The following is a 14,462-nucleotide window of genomic DNA, read 5'->3' as shown; positions in this document are numbered from 1 at the left end:
GGTTGTACTGGTTGTACTGGTTGTACTGGTTGTACTGGTTGTACTGGTTGTACTGGTTGTACTGGTTGTACTGGTTGTACTGGTTGTACTGGTTGTACAACCATATTATGGCCATGCTTAGGTTTAACTTGTCCATTTTCTACGACGGGCACTTTTTCTAAGTTTTGCTTTACAGGTGTGGACTGAACTGCTGCAGTTCCTGCTGTTTTCGACAATCGAGATTTGTCCTCAGTTTTTTTCTCTGCATTATTACGGGGTACGACTAATGGTCGTCCATCCGGACCAATAATCGTAATAAATTCTTTAGCGCTTATATAAAAAGACACGGATACCAGACTTAATGCCAGTACCGCTGTCAATCCAACGTTCCCTGTCTTGATCATTTTTCCCTTACCAACGAGTGCGATAATTCAAACCTAAAATTGTAATTTTGGTATCTGTTTTTACGTTTAAACCTGCATATGGGTTCAATAACAGGTTATTTACCCCGGTCTGGTTGGCTAAACTACTGGTATTTGCTGGAATCTGATCTTTGCTACGCAAGAAACCAATTGATAGATCCAGATCAGTGTCTGCATCAAATCGGTAACCTACACCTAAACCAAATAACTGCGCACCATTGATCGGTACCATGGTATTACGCTTATTTTTCGGAATAGCACTGGTACGTGGCTCATAACCTGCCCGAAGCTTCAAACGATCTGTAGCGGAATACTCTATCCCGATACCGAAGTTCCACGGCGATTCAAATCCCATCGGTAAAGCCAAGGTTGAGTCAGTAACATTGGCGGACAAAATTTTGGCAATTTTTAGAGCTGAAATGGTACGATCAAATTCGAATTTGAACTCATCCCAAACCTTGTAGTCTGTCCAGCCAATATCAAAATTGACTTGCAAATCTGGCATCACTTTATATTTGATACCTGCCTGAAAATGCGCCGGATATTCAAAATCCATCGACACCAGACCTGATTCACTTGATGGTATATAATTTGGAAAGCCAAGAATAGCCGCCAGAATCTGACCGGTTGGCGAGGTCATCAAACCTTTGATCATTTCCTGAGGGGCTTTGGCATTATCAATATGATATTTACCTTTTAAGCGCATTTTCGCAGAACTTTGGTAGACCATACCAAAACTAAAATCTTCGCGCGGTTCCCACAATATTCCCAGGTTATAACTTGGGCTTAAGTTTTGCTCAAGCTCCAGTTGCATTTGACCAAACTTGCCAAATGGATTCATCCCCTCATCCGCATTACAGATCCCGAGCAAAAGAATATCTGTAATAATGTCGGAATTTTCTTTAAACGGCGTACACACAACTTCGTCGATCATACGCAACATCCCGATCAACTCATTCGGGAAACGCAAGTCCGTTTTCATCCCGATGGCTTGATAAGACATCCCGATAGAAGCACCAATCGACAGTTGGTCATTGACCTCATAACCGATGGATGGTGACAGATAGGTAATCCGCTCTAAAGCAACCTGCTGCCCCATAAAGTTTGCCGGGTTACCATCTTCATGACCAAAACCTGCCATGAGAGGAGCATAAACAGCAGTCGCATAAGTGGCTTTAGATCCAGGTGGATTGTATGCAATCCCCATGGTCGGTGCAGTCAAAGGAAGGCCTTCCCCTAAATCCACCATTTTTTTCAGAAAAGGGACATAAAGGCTGACATATTCCACATCGCCTTTGACCGGACCTTTAAAATCGGTACACAAATCAGATGAAACTTCAGGTCCGTCATTACAGACAATAGGATCATCAGAATAGCCAAATACGTTATATCCGGCGGGTACTGAAAACTCACGCTGGATATCAAAATTAGCCACAATGATTTGCTGTTCGGTTTGCAGCCCATTAATTTTAGTCAGTGCAGCCGGGTTAAAGTGGACCGCATTGACCCCTGGAGGATCTGCAGTGACAGCATTCCCCATGGATAGTGCACGTAAATCAACTGAAAGGTTGGTTCCCAATTGTGCAAAGGTATAACTTGAACAGCCCGCAAGAATAATTCCTGTTAATAACGGGCTAAGTCGAATGTTTTTCATACGACACCCCTATTAACTAATTTTTTTACCAAAACCTAAAATATCAAGTGGGAATGACAGTCCCAATGAAACATCCGGTGCATCTTCGGTCAGCCCTAGGCCAACGGTACCATTCACAATGGTTTCTGGAGAGACTCGCACACCTAAGGAAATTGCAAAGGTAGAACTGGTCTGATCCGCAGCAGAATAACTTTCACCCGTGTTATAGCTAAATTCCGCACCGGTATTAAAGCTTTGCTGATAGGACATGGTCATCGAAACGTCATAGTTAAATGAATATGCGAAACCAAAGGCAAAGCCTCCACTAACACCAGGTTCAAACTCCTCAATAATTCGGCTACCTCGACGCTGATTTAGGCCTGATTCTTTAAAACCATAGTTCGCAGAAACTGATGCAAACAGCACGACTGGATCAATGTATTTACGCGTACTAGCACCTACTCCAGCAGAGTAATAACCCTTTCCTGCTGCTAGATCTGTCGCGGCATTAATTTCATAAGGACTATCACCCGTTTTAGTCGACAAATTTGCAAATAAAATCAGAGGCAGACGACCCGCTTTTAGTGGAAAGGGTTCCCAGCGAGCACCCAAACTAATATCGCCCAAACCTGCAGTAGACGTATCTTTTAACAAGTCAGTTTTGGCCACTAAAGGTAAGGATGCAGTCAAGGTCAGGTTATCTTTCACGCCATATTGGAAAGTGAAAGTATTGGTCATACTATGTGTTGCATTTTCTTGAACACGTAGTTGATACAATTGGCCCTGAGCCATTTCTATATCAAGTTGAGTGTCTCGATAATAGGTATAATCAATATCGTAATATGATGAAATTTCGCCTTGTTTTATCAGAGAGTATTGGCGTTCATTTGACGTAAATACTTCTTCCAGATTAGCTGCCTGAGTAGCATCTCCTTCTTGTTGCTGTAAAGCTTGAGATGCATCTACGACTTGGCCAGCCTGAGTCTCTACAGGTGATGCTGTTTCAACGACCGCCTCTTCAACTGCTTCATATTCACCTAGTTCTGACTCTTCTGCAGCCTGCGTTTCGACCTGCCCGGTTTGAGCCGGTACAGATGCAGCAGTTTCAACGACAACTTCCTCATCAACCGTTTCGTATTCACCTAGTGCTGGTTCTTCTGCAGCAAATGCAACGCCCATTACCATTTGAATGCTCAGTGCCAAGAACGTCTTGTTCATCCATTTACTGTTCATATCCATTTCACCATTTTAATTTTTATTACTGTTTTTCATTTTATTTATTCTTGTAATACAGTCTCAGGAAGTTATGTTGATATTCCCCAAATTTTTCTGACTCTGTATTACGATTACGGTCCATACGGATCGTAGAAGCTTTATCAGCAATTTTGTCCATATAAAATTGTGGATACTGCATGTCAACCAAGGCATAGCGATTGATCGTAGCATCTTCTACATGGCGCATATCTGATTCTTTTAATGCTAGAAAATTTTTGCGATATTGTTCAGGTACATTAATCAGGAACAAAGTGTTATTTTCCCAAATATCCTGAAAACGCCGTTCCTCAAAACTGATATTACCAAGTGCTGGATCTGCAACATAAACCCGGCCATTTTTATAACCTTTATAAACTACAAAATGCTTAAATCCTGCATAGGAAATCGGAACAATGGCGGGCTGATCTTGATTAACTAAATCTTTGAACTCCCCTCGATAGCCTCCACTTTCCAACCCTAAGGCTGACACAAAGCGCTTCATATCAAGCAGAGAAAAACTACGGCGTTCAACAATTTTATCCGTTTCACCGAATTTCATCAGCCCACTCATGACTTGCTGCTCATCCAGCTGCGTACCGACATAACCATTGAGCAGGGTCGTAAGCGCTGCCGAACCACAACTATAATCATAAGCCTGACGTACAATGCCCTGAAACTGATCCAGAAGTGCCGGTTTTACTTCTACAGCTTCACGGTGCATACGTACAAAAGAGTCATTTCTTGAATCAAGAACTTCAGTATAGTGAACAGCACCATTTGGCTGTTTTTTGATATCCAGAGCTTCTTTGGCAGCGTAATACATCAATGCCGAGCCCAACGCGATCTCTAACATAATTATTAACTTTTCTTATAATGGGCATGATGCGCCTATTTTTCTTTTTATAGAGCATTCACTCTACTTCCCTGTAACTAGAAAGATACCTTCTTTTTCAAAAAAATACAGCATTTTTTTTATTTTTTGGATAAATGATTTAGTCATAAAAAAAACGCGTGTAAACACGCGCTTTTTTTAAATGAAGATTAGTGACCTGAAATAGTAATAATTGCGCCTTTAGTATAAGTATTTTGTGCAGGAGAATAGAAAGTTTGTAAACCCTGAACTTCCATATCACCAATTGATGATCTTGCTTCACGGTTCCCTAAATGAATGCCTTTAATGTATTGGTCTTTCGCCCCAGTATCATTACTTACAATACGAACATGTGCTGCCTTACCTAAGGTACTGCCAGTAGCTCCTACATAAGCATCGTTAAATACAGAAATGTTCTGGCTAATAGTTAAATCATTAGACTCCGCATCTGTAATTTTAATACTTTCGACAAAAATCTCACCAGCTTCACGTGTAGTTACTGCTGTCGTGCCTACAAGCCCCACCGCTTTATTTTTAGTCGAATTATCTAAAATGCCTAGGTTATTGATTTCTAAACCACCAATCATTTTAGTATTCATCTTGATCATTGCCCCTTGTGGGGCAGCACCTAATTGAATATTGGCATTCATTACACCCGTTTTAACTTCTAAACCACTAATGATGTCATTCACAACACCAGTACCGCCTCGGCGAATCGAATCTGGATTATCTGCACCAGAGGCAGTTACACCAATTCGGCCAATTTTAATATCTAGACCCGATACTTGTGCAGCAACATTAATGAAAGGATTACCATTACCAGCATCTGAGTCAATCACTAAATCAGCAAGATTACGGGATGGAAGTAAATAAGCACCATTATCGTCATAATTGGCACCAATTAATACACCATGATGTGCTGTAGTTGTAGGATTTACACGATCAGCATCAGTAATAGCAGTATCACTCGTACCACGAATTACGATCGCACCTGCACCTGCTGTTTGAGGAGTTGATGTACCAGCTGTTGTATCAACTAGATTATAACCATCTTTCAAACCATCATTATCATGGATAAATAATTTTTCAATCGCAATTTTCGAGATGCCGATACCAATTGTCAAACCGTCTTGACCCGTTGTTTCGCTTAGAGATGCATCATCCATTGCCTGCATCGCCATCGCATTGGCACTAAATGCAACTGAAGTCGCTAGAACTAATTTTGTGAATTTTTTCATTGTTTACTCTCCCAAGAGTACTATTTTTTTGGTTGTGAATTACTCAGTATTTAGGCTGTATTTTTTATTTTCTGACAGCTTAAACATCGTTCCTTGAGTAATTTTGCTAGCCCACTTAAATTAGCGTCGAGTCAGTTTTCGATCAACTGTCGTTGGTCGCAATCTGTCGCTTACCGATAAACGGTATTTCATGATTTAAAAATATTTTCTTGTCTTCTTGATATAAAATAGTGAGTCATATCGAACTCCCTATACGTGAATGACCAAAGCTCTCTATCATCGTCCCTTAAAGTTTGAATCATCTCTGGTTGCAGATGTATTGTCCGCATTAAAGACATTAGATCATCTGGTGTATTTAAATAATAATGGTCAGCCTTTCATTGCCTGCTGTGCTCAAGAATATTTTGTTGCGCAGACATCACAAATTCAGTCTTTTAAAAGAACAGGGATTGAACAATATCAACCCAGCCCATCTGAATTTAATTTAGTGATTGATGCATTAAAAAATCCTCAAAAGAATGGATTTCGTGGAGGCTATGTCGGTTTTATTAGCTACGATTATGCGGCTCAACAATATATTCAGTATCCAGATCGTACTCAACCTGGTTTATTTATTGGTCAATTTTCTTCCTACATTAAACCAACCCCTGATGGCTGGATGTTCTATAGTGATGATCCACAGGCAGAACAGATTTTCAATCATATTCAGAACTTACTTAACCAAGATAAAATTCACCCGACATTTCATTTAAACAATCCTTGTAGCTCACGCTGGACCAAATCTGTCTATACTCAGGCTTTTCAGAAAATTCAGGACTATATTGTTGCAGGTGACTGCTATCAGATTAATCTGACCCAAGAATTTAAAGGTCGTGCCCAAGGCTCCCTCTTAGCGACTGCCCAAGCATTCTGGACATTAACCGAAGCGCCCTATGCGAGTTATCTGCGTATTGGTGATTTTGAATTACTCAGCTGCTCACCCGAGTTATTTATTGACTTCGAAAAAAATCGGAAAATTATCACCAAACCAATTAAAGGCACCATGCCACGCTATAGCGATCCAGTGCTGGATGAACAATCTAAACACACCTTAAAAGCATCGGAAAAAGATCAGGCAGAAAATGTCATGATTGTGGATTTATTACGTAATGATTTAAGTGTTTATGCGGAAACAGGCTCGGTTAAAACACCTAAATTATTTAATATCGAAAGTTTTAATCAAGTGCATCATATGGTGAGCGAAGTAGAAGCGACCTTAAAAGCAGATGTGAATCCTTTCGAGGTGTTAATGTCAGCCCTACCAGGTGGCTCAATTACGGGCGCACCTAAAATTCGTGCCATGCAGATTATTGCTGAATTGGAAGGTGCAGCACGTGGGGCTTATTGTGGATCAATGGGTTATTTTAATTTTGATGGTACCGGTTCCTGGAACATCCTGATTCGTTCCATCCAAAAATATCAGGAAGATGTTTCTTTATGGGCGGGTGGTGGTATTACCATTTCTTCGGATTGTGATGCGGAATACCAAGAATGTTTTGATAAAATTTCAGCAATGCTGGATCTGTTAAATACGTGGTATCAGCCTGAATAAATAAAAAAGCGAATCATTTGATTCGCTTTTTTAATCCCTTCTAGCCTCCCTTTAAAAAGAGAGGAAAAATTCCCTCTTTATGAAAGAGGGGTTTTGAGAGATTAAACTAAAATCTCGTTTTTTAATGTATCCACTAAACGCTGATTTTGCTCATCTGTACCAATAGTAATTCTTAAAAACTGGTTAATACGTGGCTTGTTAAAATAACGTACGATAATGCCACGTTCACGCAACTCACTTGCAAGTTCGCCTGCATCCTTAAATGGCAATGAGGCAAAAATAAAGTTAGCACTCGATGGTAAAACTTTAAAACCAAGCTCATTTAATTGGGACACCAACTTTTCACGACTCTTAATCACTTTTGCATTTTGTGCTTCAAAGTAGGCTTGATCTTCAAATGAAGCTACCGCTGCAGCAATCGCAAAACGGTCCATCGGATAAGAGTTAAAGCTATTTTTGACTGCTTCAAGTGCTGCAATCAAATGTGGCTGAGCAATCGCAAAACCCACTCGCAGACCAGCAAGAGAACGTGACTTCGATGTGGTTTGACATACCACTAAATTTTCATATTTCTCAACCAGCTTGACTGCTGATTCTGCACCGAAGTCGACATAGGCTTCATCAATCACCACCACTGAATCCGGATTGGCTTGCAAAATTTCTCCAATCGCAGCCAAACCTAGATCAATACTGGTCGGCGCATTAGGATTAGTAATAATAATGCCGCCATTAGCTTGTTTATAGTCATCTACAACAATTTCAAAGTTATCATTGAGTGGCAAGATTTTGGTTTTGACGCCAAAAAACTGACTATAAACTGGATAGAAACTATAGGTAATATCTGGATAAAGTACAGGTTTTTCTTGAACAAAAAATGCTTTAAAGATATGCGCCAAGACTTCATCTGAGCCATTGCCAACAAAGACGGTTTCAACAGGTACATTTTGTTGTTTAGCGATCGCCTGTTTCAACTCTGATGCATCAGGGTCTGGATACAAACGCAAAACATCCGCCGAATTCGCAAGTACCTTTTGAACCGCTTCTACCACTTTGGGTGAAGGTGGATACGGATTTTCATTGGTATTAAGTTTTAAAATATTCTGGATTTTTGGTTGTTCGCCTGGAGTATACGGTTTTAATTCACGTACTTCAGGACTCCAAAAACGCATTTGTTCTGTTGTGATATTCATTTTGTATTCTCTTTAAACCCTCTCCTAACCTCTCCAAAGGGAGAGGAATTTTCATTACTAAAGACACAAGATTTTTGTGGTTTAAATTCTCCTCTCCTTTTAGGAGAGGGTCAGTGAGAGGTTGTAATGCTATTTATGATTGATAACGATAACGTGCTGAACGCGCATGTGCATCCAGGTTTTCTTGTTGCGCCAAGATATCCGCGGTTTTTGCTAAAGTTTTTACACCTTCTTGTGAGCACATGATCAGGCTTGAGCGCTTCTGGAAATCATAGACACCAAGTGGCGATGAAAAACGCGCAGTACCTGAAGTTGGCAAGACGTGGTTTGGACCGGCACAGTAATCACCAATGGCTTCAGGCGTATAACGACCCATAAAGATTGCACCTGCGTGACGAATGCTATCAGACATTGCTTCTGCATCATCTAAACATAACATCAAATGCTCAGGCGCCACCTGATTAATCAAATCCGATGCTTCTTGGCGGTCTTTCACCAAGACCAAAGCACCACGATTGGCAATCGAGGTACGGGCAATTTCTGCCTTTGGCAAGGTTGCCAGATGCATTTCAATCGCCTGCTCAACATCATTCAGCAACTGTTCATCTGGTGTAATGAAAATGGCCTGTGCCACAGTGTCATGCTCAGCTTGCGAAAGTAAATCCATCGCCAGCCATTCAGCATTATTTTGGCCTTCGGCATAGACCAGAATTTCAGAAGGTCCTGCAATCATGTCGATACCGACCTGACCAAACACCGCACGTTTTGCCGCAGCCACAAAACGGTTGCCTGGGCCGGTGATTTTATCGACTGATAGAATGGTTTCTGTACCATAAGCCAATGCCGCAACAGCTTGCGCGCCACCAATTGTAAAGACACGCGTTACGCCTGCCAGATATGCAGCCGCCAGTACCAATGGATTTAACTCACCATTCGGCGCAGGTACCACCATAATAATTTCCGGCACACCTGCGACATGTGCAGGCACCGCATTCATCAATACTGAAGACGGATAAGACGCCAGACCACCCGGTACATAAATTCCGACACGATCCAGTGGGGTAACTTTTTGACCGAGCGTATTTCCTAAAGCATCGACATAGGTCCAGCCGTCCTGTTTTTGTGCTTGGTGGAATTCCCGAATACGATTCGCTGCAAGTTCAAGCGCTTCCCGGACTTCCATGCTTAGACCATCAAATGCTGCTTTCAATTGTTCCTGGGTCAGTTCAAGCTCTGAAAATTGATGCGCTGGATGTCGATCGAACTGTTGAGTGAGTTTAAGAACATGAGCATCACCATGCTGACGAACATCAGCAATAATTTGATCTACAGTTTTTAAAAGTTCAGGATCATTAACAGTTTCAAAAGCCAACAAGTCAGCAAATGCTTGCTTGAAGTTTTGATCTTGGGTCGATAAACGTCGCATCAATTTACCCATCAGGTTTGAATTCGAAGGCTTTAGTTTACCTGTTTTCCAGACTTTTGTCGGCAGCTATAGTGCTCTAGCCCTATGAGTTTTATTGGAAATAGCTTTTGGTAAAATTGATGAAAGAATTTACATCGTATTTATGTTCAATCGAATAAAAAAACCGCCCTAAAAGGACGGTTTTTTATGCAAAAAATTTAAGCCTGTTTGGCCTTTTCACGTTCTTCTACGGCTTTTTCAAGCTGTGCCAGAATCGGATTTAACAACGCTTGCTTACGCTTGAAGCTGGCTTTATTCACGATTAAACGCGAAGACACTTTGCAAATTTCTTCAAGTGGCTCTAAACCATTGGCACGCAAAGTATTGCCTGTATCTACGACATCGACAATGTAATCACCCAAACCGACCAGTGGCGCAAGTTCCATGGAGCCATACAGCTTGATCACATCCACTTGTTCACCTAGGCTAGCATAGTATTGACGGGTCAAATTCACGTACTTGGTCGCAATTTTTAAACGACCTTTAGGACGTTGCATCCCCACCTTACCGGCGGTCATCAATTTACATACCGCAATTTTCAGGTCCAATGGTTCATAGACGTTTTGCGCGCCATGTTCCATCAATACATCTTTACCGGCCACACCAATATCGGCTGCACCATTTTCAACATAAGTCGGTACATCTGAAGCACGTAAAATTAAGATACGAACCTGTTTATGCGTGGTCGGGAAAATCAATTTACGAGATTTATCAGGATCTTCTAAAAGGTTAATCCCTGCTGTTTCTAGCAAAGGTAAAGTCTCTTTTAAGATACGCCCCTTACTTAATGCCAAAGTTAAACCATGATCAAAATTGCCCATTACGTCAAAGTTTGGATCATCGTTTCTCATATCGCTCATTAATTTACTCGCTTAATTTGGGCACCTAAACTTTGTAACTTTGCTTCTACATCTTCATAACCGCGGTCAATATGATAAATACGGTCAATCAGCGTTTCACCTTCAGCGGCAAGTGCTGCCAGCACCAAAGAGAACGAAGCACGTAAATCTGTTGCCATTACGGGTGCAGCAGAAAGTTTTTCTACACCAGTTACCACAGCATCATTACCTTCAACCTGAATATTGGCGCCCATACGTGCCAATTCAGGAACATGCATGAAACGGTTTTCAAAAATCGTTTCAGAAATTGTCGCAAAGCCTTGAGCAATGGCATTCACAGCCATAATCTGGGCTTGCATATCGGTTGGAAATTCTGGATGTGGTAAGGTTTGGAAGCTGACAGCTTTCGGACGTTTACCCAGCATATCCAGTTCAATCCAGTCGTCACCACGGGTCACTTCTGCGCCCATTTCTTCAAACTTGTCCAGCACCGCTTCCATCAGGGACGGATCAGTATGCGTGGTTTTGATACGACCGCCAGTGATCGCTGCTGCTGCCAGATATGAACCGGTTTCAATCCGGTCAGCAACAACCGCATATTCACAGCCACGCAGACGTTCGACACCGGTCACAATTAAAGTATCGGTATCTAGACCTTCAATCTTGGCACCCATCTTGATCAGCATTTGCGCAAGATCAGTGATCTCAGGTTCACGTGCTGCATTGCGAATCGTGGTCACACCATCGGCCAACACGGCAGCCATCAGAATATTTTCTGTTCCACCTACAGTCACCATATCAAAAACGACTTCGCCACCTTTCAGGCGACCATCGACTTTGGCATGTACATAACCAGCTTCGACTTCAATCTCGGCACCTAAAGCTTCTAAAGCTTTCAAATGCTGATCGACAGGACGGGAGCCAATCGCACAACCGCCTGGCAAAGACACTTTTGCACTACCATAACGCGCCAATAATGGACCAAGCACCAAAATAGAAGCACGCATAGTTTTTACGAGCTCATACGGTGCGAACTGGTTATCTAATGTCGAGGTATCCGCAATAACAGTATCACCTTCATAGCTCATGATGATCCCGAGACCCGCAATCAGCTTCACCAATGTGTTCACATCTTTCAAATTGGGAACATTTTTGAGCGTAGTTGGTGTTTCAGCAAGAATCATTGCTGCTAATAAGGGCAGAGCTGCATTTTTCGCACCGGAAATACGCACTTCACCTTCGAGCTTGATACCGCCCTGAATTAAAAATTTATCCATTAATTTATTAAGCTCCAAATAAGCTTGCTTTGCGCCATTCTTCTTTTGTCATTGCTCGAATTGTCACTGCGTGAACTGCACCACTGGCAATATGGGCATTGAGAGGAGCATAAACAGCTTGTTGCCGTGCAACTGGACGCTTACCTTCAAATTGATCATCCACGATACGGAGATCGAATTTTCCGCCCTGACCACTCACAGCAACATCCGCCTCGGGAAAAGCGGCTTTTAAAATTTCAGTGAGCTGTTCATTATTCATCACAAGACCTCTTATAGGACTAAGGGTGTAAAACGAGCCATTTTACTATAAATAGCAAAAATAATTCATGGATCCATACATTATATATATAAAAAAAAGAGGCTTTTAAAACCTCTTTTTTATCATTTGTCCTTTATAAGGCCAAAGCATGCTGCTGTAAATGCATTTCCCGATAGCGGTCAATCTGTCGTTTTAATTTTTCCGTCAAAATTTTAATTGAGGTATACATATCATCAGCAGTGGCGTGGGCAAAAAACTCGATTCCCGGTAATCTGATAATCGCCTCTGCGATATGATTACTGCTGCCCTTCCGAGAGCGTTTATCAATTTGATGATCTTTAGAGAGTTTCACTTGCATACTATTTACCTGATCCAGGTGTTTAGTCATTTGTGAAAACTTGGTTTTTATACGTTCTTCAATTGCTGGCGTAATCGATAAATGATGTCCACGAATTGTTATTTGCATAGTTCTATCCCTCACCTTCGTTAGGATTAGAAGAGTCACAATATAAAATAATTTAAATACAGTAACTTATAAATAAAAAATTCGTATTTGAAGTACTGGATTAAACCATTTCACTGTTCCTCAAAAGAAAAAAGATTCATTATGCTGTCATAATGAATCTTTAGAATAGCCAGATTTTAAATTTCAGATCAAGACTTTTCGTTCAGAAGATGAAGGAATATGTAACGATTCACGATATTTCGCCACCGTACGTCGTGCCACATCAATCCCTTCTTCTTTCAACATATTGGCAATAGTATTGTCAGATAAAGGTTTACGGGCATTTTCCTCAGCAATCAGTTTCTTGATTTTGGCACGAATGGCGGTAGAGGATGCTTCTCCTCCAGAAGTTGTACCAACATGGCTCGAGAAGAAATATTTCAGTTCAAATAGACCACGCGGGGTCAGCATATATTTATTGGTGGTGACACGCGAAACTGTCGACTCGTGCAATTCGACTTCTTCAGCAATATCTCTTAAAACAAGAGGTTTCATGCCTTCCGCACCAATTTCCAGAAACATTTTCTGATGTTCCACTATACAGGTCGCGACTTTCAATAAGGTTTTATGTCGCTCATCGATACTTTTAATGAAGTTCTTCGCTTCCAGCATCTGATTACGCAGGTACTGATTATCATCGCTTTGATCTGCACGACGAATCATTTTGGCATAAAAAGAATTGACGCGTAACTTTGGCAGCACATCCGAGTTTAAATTGACTTGCCAGCAGTTATTCTTTTTCATCACCACGACATCTGGCACCTGATAATCCGATTCCTTGTTTTCAAATTCCAGACCAGGATGCGGTTTTAATGTTTTTAGCAAATCTACGGCACAGCGCAACTGTTCTGGATTTAAGCCAGTCTGTTTGATCAGCTTAGGAAGCTCATTGGTAATCAACAATTCATAATGTTGCAGAAGTTTGATCGCATCATTTCGGCAAGGGGTTGACGCAGGTAAATTATCAAGTTGAACTAATAGGCATTCTGCCAAGCTTCTAGAACCTACACCTACCGGATCCAAACGCTGGATATGCTTTAATACAACGGCAACCTCATCATCTTCAATTTCTTCTTCAGACCCCATAGAAGAGAGTAAATGTTGTACTGATGCAGTAATTTCACTCAACTCAGCATCTAAAAAACCTTTGTCGTCCAAAGAATCGACTATGCAATAAGCGATTAATTTATCAACCTGTGAAAAATTCAGCAGATTAATTTGTTCTAGCATATATTCTTGCAGGCTCTGATGCCCTTGACGATTATCTTCACGCTCTTCGAACTCGGCTGCCCCCAGACTTGTAGGTTGATGGGTATAAACATCATCCCAATCGGTATCTACAGGTAAGTCATCAGGCAGATGATCGGCATTAAGTTCATTGGTTAGATCGTGATTTTCATTATTTGATTCAATTGTAGATAAGCTTTCAAGGGTAATTTGCTCTTCAACTTTTTCTAATAGAGGATTACTATCAAGTTGCAACTGAACTTCTTGTTCCAATTCCAGACTTGAAAGTTGTAATAGCCGAATTGCTTGCTGTAATTGTGGAGTTAATGACAGCGAGTTCGCAATTTTTATGCCCACTGATAATCTCATTGTTACCCCCTTAATAGAAAATCCCGTTTTATAAGCAATTTTTATGCCGTTTTATTTTTTATAACACAGATTTACTAAAAAACATACAAATTGGATTTTAAATTTCTAGTCTTTCGCGACTAATAATTGTTTAAATACTTAAATTTGCGCATAAAAAAATCCCCCTCTGCCTTAGCGGAGGGGGATTTCGAATAATGAGCTGGCGATGACTTACTCTCACATGGGTAACCCCACACTACCATCAGCGCTAAGAGGTTTCACTTCTGAGTTCGGGAAGGGATCAGGTGGTTCACTCTTGCTATTGTCGCCAGCACAACTGTTTATGGATACTTGCTAGGTCTTA

12 protein-coding genes, 1 rRNA gene and 1 pseudogene are annotated in these 14,462 nt (G+C 41.1%); 1 reads left to right on the top strand and 13 read right to left on the bottom strand.

All coding sequences use genetic code 11. The annotated features are described in order from the left end of the window. The 5 genes and pseudogenes from F995_RS16965 to F995_RS06415 form a co-directional block, all read right to left on the bottom strand. A pseudogene (locus F995_RS16965) lies at positions 1-383 on the bottom strand (hypothetical protein); the annotation flags it as partial. Between the two features lie 7 nt (positions 384-390). After that, positions 391-2,055 (bottom strand): putative pilus system OmpP1/FadL family transporter FilD, encoded by a 1,665-nt coding sequence (locus F995_RS06430; protein ID WP_004646033.1) that lies wholly within the window; start codon positions 2,053-2,055, stop codon positions 391-393. A gap of 12 nt (positions 2,056-2,067) precedes the next feature. Further along, on the bottom strand, positions 2,068-3,273 hold the full coding sequence (locus F995_RS06425) for a putative pilus system protein FilC (protein ID WP_004646032.1): 1,206 nt from the start codon (positions 3,271-3,273) through the stop codon (positions 2,068-2,070). 34 nt (positions 3,274-3,307) lie between these two features. Further along, a complete protein-coding gene (locus F995_RS06420) occupies positions 3,308-4,141 on the bottom strand; it encodes a putative pilus system C39 family peptidase FilB (protein ID WP_004646031.1) in 834 nt (277 codons plus the stop codon). 188 nt (positions 4,142-4,329) lie between these two features. Further along, a complete protein-coding gene (locus F995_RS06415) occupies positions 4,330-5,397 on the bottom strand; it encodes a putative pilus system protein FilA (RefSeq protein WP_004646029.1) in 1,068 nt (355 codons plus the stop codon). A gap of 259 nt (positions 5,398-5,656) precedes the next feature. Here F995_RS06415 and F995_RS06410 point away from each other — a divergent pair, with 259 nt between their 5' ends. Next, positions 5,657-6,988 carry an anthranilate synthase component I family protein gene (locus F995_RS06410; protein ID WP_004646028.1) on the top strand — a complete coding sequence of 444 codons (1,332 nt, stop codon included), beginning with the start codon at positions 5,657-5,659 and terminating at the stop codon, positions 6,986-6,988. Between the two features lie 101 nt (positions 6,989-7,089). Here the strand turns inward: F995_RS06410 and hisC are convergent, their stop codons facing one another. From hisC to rrf, 8 genes are all read right to left on the bottom strand, one after another. Next, entirely contained in the window at positions 7,090-8,178 is a 1,089-nt protein-coding gene (gene hisC / locus F995_RS06405) for a histidinol-phosphate transaminase (protein WP_004646027.1), read from the bottom strand. 133 nt (positions 8,179-8,311) lie between these two features. Next, a complete protein-coding gene (gene hisD / locus F995_RS06400) occupies positions 8,312-9,616 on the bottom strand; it encodes a histidinol dehydrogenase (protein WP_004646026.1) in 1,305 nt (434 codons plus the stop codon). Positions 9,617-9,801: 185 nt separating this feature from the next. Then, the gene (gene hisG / locus F995_RS06395) at positions 9,802-10,503 is read right to left on the bottom strand and encodes an ATP phosphoribosyltransferase (RefSeq protein ID WP_004646025.1); all 702 of its coding nucleotides are present in this window, start codon (positions 10,501-10,503) and stop codon (positions 9,802-9,804) included. Further along, positions 10,503-11,759 carry a UDP-N-acetylglucosamine 1-carboxyvinyltransferase gene (murA, locus tag F995_RS06390; RefSeq protein WP_004646024.1) on the bottom strand — a complete coding sequence of 419 codons (1,257 nt, stop codon included), beginning with the start codon at positions 11,757-11,759 and terminating at the stop codon, positions 10,503-10,505. The genes hisG and murA overlap by 1 nt, the downstream gene beginning before the upstream one ends. A 7-nt stretch (positions 11,760-11,766) precedes the next feature. Continuing rightward, positions 11,767-12,018, bottom strand: a complete 252-nt coding sequence (ibaG, locus tag F995_RS06385; protein WP_004646023.1) for a BolA family iron metabolism protein IbaG — start codon at positions 12,016-12,018, stop codon at positions 11,767-11,769. Between the two features lie 133 nt (positions 12,019-12,151). Further along, on the bottom strand, positions 12,152-12,484 hold the full coding sequence (gene hpf, locus F995_RS06380) for a ribosome hibernation-promoting factor, HPF/YfiA family (protein WP_004646022.1): 333 nt from the start codon (positions 12,482-12,484) through the stop codon (positions 12,152-12,154). Between the two features lie 183 nt (positions 12,485-12,667). Next, positions 12,668-14,119, bottom strand: a complete 1,452-nt coding sequence (locus F995_RS06375) for an RNA polymerase factor sigma-54 (RefSeq protein ID WP_004646021.1) — start codon at positions 14,117-14,119, stop codon at positions 12,668-12,670. Between the two features lie 197 nt (positions 14,120-14,316). Further along, positions 14,317-14,431: ribosomal RNA gene (rrf, locus tag F995_RS06370) — 5S ribosomal RNA — on the bottom strand. Positions 14,432-14,462 lie beyond the last annotated feature (31 nt).

The sequence above is a fragment of the Acinetobacter sp. CIP A162 genome (assembly GCF_000367905.1).
GTDB lineage: Bacteria > Pseudomonadota > Gammaproteobacteria > Pseudomonadales > Moraxellaceae > Acinetobacter > Acinetobacter lwoffii.
The sequence above is the reverse complement of the archived record's forward strand: the minus strand, read 5'-3'. Positions and strand labels throughout refer to the sequence as shown.

What these genes read in the sequence shown, in the direction of transcription:
- F995_RS06415 (WP_004646029.1), bottom strand. Translation starts at nt 5,397, where the DNA reads ATGAAAAAATTCACAAAATTAGTTCTAGCGACTTCAGTTGCATTTAGT.
- ibaG (WP_004646023.1), bottom strand. Translation starts at nt 12,018, where the DNA reads ATGAATAATGAACAGCTCACTGAAATTTTAAAAGCCGCTTTTCCCGAG.
- F995_RS06425 (WP_004646032.1), bottom strand. Translation starts at nt 3,273, where the DNA reads ATGGATATGAACAGTAAATGGATGAACAAGACGTTCTTGGCACTGAGC.
- hisC (WP_004646027.1), bottom strand. Translation starts at nt 8,178, where the DNA reads ATGAATATCACAACAGAACAAATGCGTTTTTGGAGTCCTGAAGTACGT.
- hisD (WP_004646026.1), bottom strand. Translation starts at nt 9,616, where the DNA reads ATGGGTAAATTGATGCGACGTTTATCGACCCAAGATCAAAACTTCAAG.
- hisG (WP_004646025.1), bottom strand. Translation starts at nt 10,503, where the DNA reads ATGAGCGATATGAGAAACGATGATCCAAACTTTGACGTAATGGGCAAT.
- F995_RS06410 (WP_004646028.1), top strand. Translation starts at nt 5,657, where the DNA reads ATGACCAAAGCTCTCTATCATCGTCCCTTAAAGTTTGAATCATCTCTG.
- murA (WP_004646024.1), bottom strand. Translation starts at nt 11,759, where the DNA reads ATGGATAAATTTTTAATTCAGGGCGGTATCAAGCTCGAAGGTGAAGTG.
- F995_RS06430 (WP_004646033.1), bottom strand. Translation starts at nt 2,055, where the DNA reads ATGAAAAACATTCGACTTAGCCCGTTATTAACAGGAATTATTCTTGCG.
- F995_RS06375 (WP_004646021.1), bottom strand. Translation starts at nt 14,119, where the DNA reads ATGAGATTATCAGTGGGCATAAAAATTGCGAACTCGCTGTCATTAACT.
- F995_RS06420 (WP_004646031.1), bottom strand. Translation starts at nt 4,141, where the DNA reads ATGTTAGAGATCGCGTTGGGCTCGGCATTGATGTATTACGCTGCCAAA.
- hpf (WP_004646022.1), bottom strand. Translation starts at nt 12,484, where the DNA reads ATGCAAATAACAATTCGTGGACATCATTTATCGATTACGCCAGCAATT.